This is a genomic window from Persicitalea sp. (assembly GCF_041751555.1).
GTDB lineage: Bacteria > Bacteroidota > Bacteroidia > Cytophagales > Spirosomataceae > Persicitalea.
The window spans coordinates 1-6303 of sequence record NZ_JBGSXF010000556.1 but is presented as its reverse complement, the minus strand read 5'-3'; the positions used below and the strand labels follow the sequence as shown (position 1 = coordinate 6303).

Below are 6303 nucleotides of genomic sequence, written 5' to 3'. Positions count from 1 at the left end.
GGTTTTGGGGGAAGTCTCCCAGGTATTAATCATGTCGGTCAATCCGGGCTTTGGTGGACAAAGCTTTATAGAAAACACCTACCGTAAAGTGCGGGAATTGGTGGAATTACGGGCCGATGCGGGGGTCAACTTCGACATCGAGGTGGATGGCGGCGTTAACGACGAGAATGCTCCTATGCTCGTCGATGCTGGGGCCGATGTACTTGTAGCGGGGAGTTTTGTATTCAAATCGGATGACCCTATGGCTACGATCCGAGCCCTGAAAGGCCCGGTAATTGAATGAAAATGGCATTAGGCTTAACATCAGAAACTCGCTTTACCTCTCTTTTTCTTTATGAAAAAAATCTTTTCCCTGCTCTTCTTGTCCCTCTTTGTCCTCACAAACCTTAGCGCACAGAACGACTATTTTTTTCCTGGCAAGCAGTTCAACCCCAATATTTTGACACCCGATGCCTTCCTGGGCTATTCCATCGGTACGCAGCATACGCGCTACGATCGCTTGGTTTCTTATTTTGAGTATCTAAGCCAGACCTCAGACCGAGTGAAGTTTCAGACGACCGGACGTACTTACGAGTACCGCTCACAACTCATGGTGGCGTTCAGCAGCCCGGAGAATTTGGAAAATTTAGAAAGTATTAGAAAGCAGCATCTGGATTTGGTCGATCCCACCGCTAAAATGCCGGATGTGAAGGCAATGCCCGTCATAATGCAGTTGGGCTATAATGTGCATGGCAATGAAGCGTCAGGAGGTGAAGCATCAATTCTGACTGCCTATTACCTAGCTGCTTGTGAGGACTTAGAAGTACAAAGTGCCTTGAAAGCAGCTGTCATCTTTATCGAGCCCGTCATAAACCCCGATGGCCGCGACCGCTTTGTCAACTGGGTAAATATGCACAAGGGAATGCCTCCCGTCTCGGATCCTAACGACCGTGAACACAACGAGGTGTGGCCCAGCGGACGGGTCAACCATTATTGGTTCGACCTGAATCGTGACTGGTTTTTGGCCGTTCATCGCGAGAGTCGTAACCGCCTGAACTTCTACCACCAATGGTATCCCAACGTCGTGACGGACCACCACGAAATGGGTACCAACTCTACGCATTTTTTTGAGCCTTCAAAGCAAAGCGCCGAGAATCCACTGGTTCCTGGCTATGTATATCGCAATCTTAACGACACCTTCGCCAAGTACTTCGAGGAAGCGATGAATGAAATTGGGTCTCTCTACTACACCAAGGAATCTTTCGACAACCTTTACCCCGGTTATGGTTCCAGCTACCCCGACATTGAGGGCGGGATCGGCTTTTTGTTCGAGCAGGGTAGTTCACGCGGCCACGTACAGGACAGCCAGCACGGCGTCTTAACCTTTGGATTTGCGGTCAGAAACCACTTAGTCAACGCCATCGCCACAATCAAGGGCGGAGTGGCGCAGCGGGAAAACCTATTGAAATTCCAGCGAGAATTCTTTGAAACGGCGGTCTCCTCGGCTCAAAAAAGTACCTTGAAAGGCTACGTTGTGGGTTCCAATACTGACGCCACCACCAACCGCGCTTTCCTAAATATGCTGCTTTTGCACCGCATTGAGGTATATCCAATCAAGGCCGAAACAAAGCAGGGAAACCAGATTTTCAAGGCTGGTCAGACTTACTACGTTCCCGTCGCGCAGCCGCAGTATCGAATGGTACAGTCGATTTTCGAAAAACCCGTTACCTTCACCGATAGCATTTTCTATGATGCCTCGGCCTGGAACCTGCCGTTGGCTTACGGGCTACCCGTTGCGGAGGTTAAGTCGGGTGGCCCTTTGACTGGCAACAAACTCACTTTCGATGATCTTAGCTTTCAACCCAATTCTTTCGCTCAAAGTAAGTACGCTTACCTGCTTTCTGCAGAAGACTTCAACACCCATAAAGCTTTGTATCAGCTTGTCAAAGACGGTTATTTTGTAAAAGTCGGGCAAAAGCCTTTCCGAATCAATACGGATCAGGGGGATAAAACCTTCGGTTATGGTACTTTGATTATTCCAGTGCAGACACAGAAAAAAGCCAACGACGCAATTTTCAATAAACTCAAAGAAATCGCTGCCAACACAGGGGTGAATTTTTATTCCGTCAAAACAGGATACAGCACTGAAGGCGTGGACTTGGGAAGCAATAACTTCGGAACCGTCAAAGTACCCAAAGTGTTGATGCCGATAGGCGCAGGAACCAGCCAGTACGAAGCGGGTGAGGTGTGGTACATGCTGGATAATTACGTGGGAATGCCGATCACGAAGGTCGATCTGGATCAAATGAGTCGGGTGAATCTCAACGATTATGATGTGATGGTCATGGTCAACGGACAATACCCGACCGATGCTAAGTTTTTGGGCAAAGTGATGTCTTGGGTCGAGACTGGTGGTACTTTGATTACTTTCAAGTCGGCTTCGGAATGGGTGATCAAAAATCAGATTGCCAAGGGTAAAATCAGAGAACTGAAAGAAAAGGATAGCACCGCCACCAAAGCCCGAATCGACTACGAAAAGGCATCCGATACTGAGGGTTCGCGTTATACGGGCGGAGCCATTTTCTCGGCAAATCTGGACATCACCAATCCGCTGGGCTTTGGCTATACGGATCGAAAAATTTCGCTTTACCGCAACAGCAATACGCTGCTGGAATTGGCAGAGAGTCCGTACAATACGGTGATCAAATACGACGCGAATCCACTACTTAACGGCTACGTGCATCCGCAAACTTTACAAAAAATTGCCAATTCGGCTGGTTTGTTAATTAGCAGCCGGGGACGAGGAAACGTCATTATGTTTTCCGACAACCCTAATTTTCGAGGTACTTGGTTGGGAACTTCCAAGCTGTTTTTCAATGCTTTATTTTACGGAAATAAAATTTCGACTCCAAACATTACGAATTCGGGAGAGTGAAAATTTGGGGATTTCAACCATTCTTTTGGCTTGATTTTGGCTTAATATTTTGGGAAATTGACGAGATGAAAAATTCTATTTTTTCCTGGCCCGTCATTATGCTACGTCAGTTTACACTTTACAAGATTATAGTCCCTATTTTACTAAGTGATGAATAAAAGTAGCATGTGGATGTGCCGAAGGACTTCGTTAAATCAAAAATTATTGGATTCGATATTCATGAATAGTGCTGCATTGAAATGGCCCTTTTGGGGAAGGCCCCAACCTCTCGTCTTACTTCTCCTCCTTCTAGCCACGGGCCTTCGGGCGCAGGATCAATGGGCCTCCAAAATACTGGGCTACTCCTCTGAGTATCGCCCCGGACCTTATGGCAAAGAGTACCGCGCCGTTCAGATTTTAGGTCGGCCCGACAAGCTACCGAGTGTAGGTAACAGTCCCTGCGCCTGGTCGCCCGCGCAGGTCAACTCGATCGAGGAGGAATGGATCAAGGTAGGTTTTGAACGTGCGATCCCGCTCCGTCAGGTTGCTATCGCCGAAAACTTTAACGCCGGGGCTATCGTACGAGTTTTTGCTTATGACGAGAATTCGGGAGAGCATCTATTAGTCGAGAATTCGATTTCCCCCTCGAAGGAGGTAGGTCGTATGACCTATATTTTCCCTTCAGACTCTACACTTATAGTTAATGCTATCAAGGTTGTTTTGCAGCCATCGCGCGTCCTGGGTTATAATCAACTCGACGCCATCGGAATTTCCAGTTCCGCCACTCCGCTGCGAGGCACAATCAACCTGACGGCTGATACACCCAAGGATTTACAGAAAGAAAATCTGGGCAAAGCAGTCAATAGCAAAGGGCAAGAGGTCGCTCCGGTAATTTCACCCGACGGTCGTTTGCTGTTCTTTACGAGAGGCAAGTACCTGGGAAACATCGGCGACCCAAACAACCAAGATGTATGGGTGTCATACCTCGATAATAACGGCAATTGGGGGGAAGCTGCCAACATCAATGCGCCCATTAATAATACAGGCGACAATGCCGCCACGGGAATTTCACCCGATGGCAAGACGATTTACCTACTCAATGTCTATCGCGCCGACGGTAGCATGATCGAAGGGCTTTCTAAATCGACCCGGACACGGGAAGGATGGTCTTTCCCGAAAGAATGCCGAATCAAGAATCACTACAACGACCACGAAAAAAAATACACCGAGTTTGCCATTTCTGCTAAAGGAAAAGTGATGGTACTCTCGGTGCAGCGGCGCGATACCGAGGGAAATAAGGATTTGTACGTCTGCTTCCTGCAACCCGACGACTCTTGGTCTGAACCCAAACATATGGGCACAGCCATAAACACCCCCGATTACGAAGGCTCGCCCTTCATTGCATCCGATGACAAGACCCTTTATTTCACATCCGCCGGATTCAGCGGATTTGGAAACGGCGATATCTACCTAAGCCGCCGTCTCGACGATACCTGGACCAATTGGTCGGAACCCGAAAATCTTGGTCCGGCCATCAATACGCCTCAGTGGGATGGCTATTTCAACATCCCTGCTTCGGCGGATTACGCCTACCTCAGTTCGATGGAAAATTCCATGGGTGAGGAAGACATTTTCCGTGTGCGACTCTTCCCCGCCATTAAGCCCGAACCCGTGGCGATCATTTCGGGCAACGTACTAGACGCCGAGACTAAGCAAATGATGAGCGCCGACATTGTAGCCGACATCAAAAAGAACAACGAGGAGTTCGCGAGGGCTTCTTTTGAACCTGAAACGGGGGAATTTAAAATGATTCTCCCTTTGAAGGAATTGTACCGTATCACAGCAAGTCAAAAGGGCTATTTTGGGGTTACAGAAGAAATCAACCTGACCAACGAATCTAATTTTAGGACTATCAGAAAAAATATTCTGCTGATTCCTATCAAGGAGGGGCAGAAAATCCGCCTGAATCAAATTATGTTCTCCCAGAGCAGCGCTGACGTCGAAAAGCCATCGCAACCTGAAATGGAACGCATTGTTAAGATGATGACCGAGTACCCCGACATAGAGATTCTGCTGGAAGGCCATACTGATAACATAGGCGACTGGCAGAAAAATGTTAAGCTTTCCGAAGACCGGGTGCTGGCCGTTAAAAAATTCCTCTCTTCTCGGGGCATCGGAGTTCAGCGCATCAAAACCAAAGCTTGGGGGCCTGCTAATCCTATAACTTCAAATCTCACCGAGGAAACCCGGCAGTGGAATAGGCGGGTGGAGTTTACGATTTTGAAGATGTAGAGAAGTGTCGAAAATTGACAATTATTCTTAATAATCCTTAACTTTCAGGGAACAGTCAAAAAATTAATTATGGAAACCCTGAAATACCAAGAGCGAGTAGGCGAAAACCATACGCTGACGATTCAACTACCCGAGTCTTTCCGCGAGCAGGAGGTGGAAGTCATTGTAACGAAAAAGGAGAATGTCAAATTTAATCGCGAGTTGACCAGAGAGGAAAAACTCGATATTTTGAGAAAACATCGGGGTTCTTTCCCTGATTGGACTCCCGACGTTGACTTGGAAGAAGAATGGTACAATCAGTGACGGTGTTTGTGGATTCTACACTTCTTGTCGAGTACAACAAAAACACTCGGTACGAATTATTAGAAGAATTATTTGTCGGCTCTTATGAACTGGCATATAATCAAGTGGTAATGAGTGAGTATTTATACCATTTTGTCGGCCATCATGGAGAAAAATCACCCAGAACTCTAAAAGAAAGCGGCAGCATTTCACGAGTGCTAACTGGAAAAAGCCCGCTTTCGTTAGTTATCGCTCTTCAGCCAATTAAACGTAAAATTGCCTGTTGCCCAAGAAGTCGTAAGAATTATGACGGATTTTAATATGCTGTCGAACGACGCCATCATCTTGGCTCATTGCAAATCCGCTGGCATAACTTATCTGGCCTCCTACGATTCCGACTTCATCCTCCCCTGCCAGCAAGAAGGCATCACACTGATCGACAGCATCGAAACCTTCCAGCGTGTATTCTCAGTAGAATAACTCCAAATGCCTTCTCTGTGGTAGCTCCCCAACCTGTTTTCCAAAATATCGCCGAAGAAATTACCCAGTACATTCAGAAGGCTGATTCCGAAATCCTGGTCAATGTGCCCTGGTTCACGGATCAGTCGCTTTTTGAACAACTGATGCTCAAAGCCAAGGTGGGTGTGGCGGTATCCATTGGTATTGAAGATGATAATATCAATGAGAAGCCTTCATTTCAGCACAAAGACATCGTGAATTTTGGCGGGAGGTTGTATCTGCACCAAACGCGGGGCGGTCGGGGGATAAACCATGAAAAGTACTGCGTCATCGACCAGCGGTTCGTCATTTTTGGCAGCTACAACTGGACGATTAGT

General features: G+C 47.4%; 5 protein-coding genes and 1 pseudogene. All 6 read left to right on the top strand.

Annotated elements, in window-relative coordinates:
* Window positions 1-283, top strand: a 283-nt coding sequence (locus ACEW8P_RS19930) for a ribulose-phosphate 3-epimerase (protein ID WP_373514829.1), incomplete at its 5' end; no start/stop codon positions are given.
* Window positions 284-334: 51 nt separating this feature from the next.
* Window positions 335-2914, top strand: a complete 2580-nt coding sequence (locus tag ACEW8P_RS19925; RefSeq protein ID WP_373514828.1) for a M14 family zinc carboxypeptidase — start codon at window positions 335-337, stop codon at window positions 2912-2914.
* A gap of 204 nt (window positions 2915-3118) precedes the next feature.
* Entirely contained in the window at window positions 3119-5185 is a 2067-nt protein-coding gene (locus ACEW8P_RS19920) for an OmpA family protein (protein ID WP_373514827.1), read from the top strand.
* Between the two features lie 69 nt (window positions 5186-5254).
* The gene (locus ACEW8P_RS19915; RefSeq protein WP_373514826.1) at window positions 5255-5488 is read left to right on the top strand and encodes a hypothetical protein; all 234 of its coding nucleotides are present in this window, start codon (window positions 5255-5257) and stop codon (window positions 5486-5488) included.
* A gap of 243 nt (window positions 5489-5731) precedes the next feature.
* Window positions 5732-5947 (top strand): annotated as a pseudogene (locus ACEW8P_RS19910) (PIN domain-containing protein); the annotation flags it as partial.
* A 17-nt stretch (window positions 5948-5964) separates the two neighbouring features.
* The coding region (locus ACEW8P_RS19905) for a phospholipase D-like domain-containing protein (protein ID WP_373514825.1) at window positions 5965-6303 on the top strand (339 nt) is incomplete at its 3' end.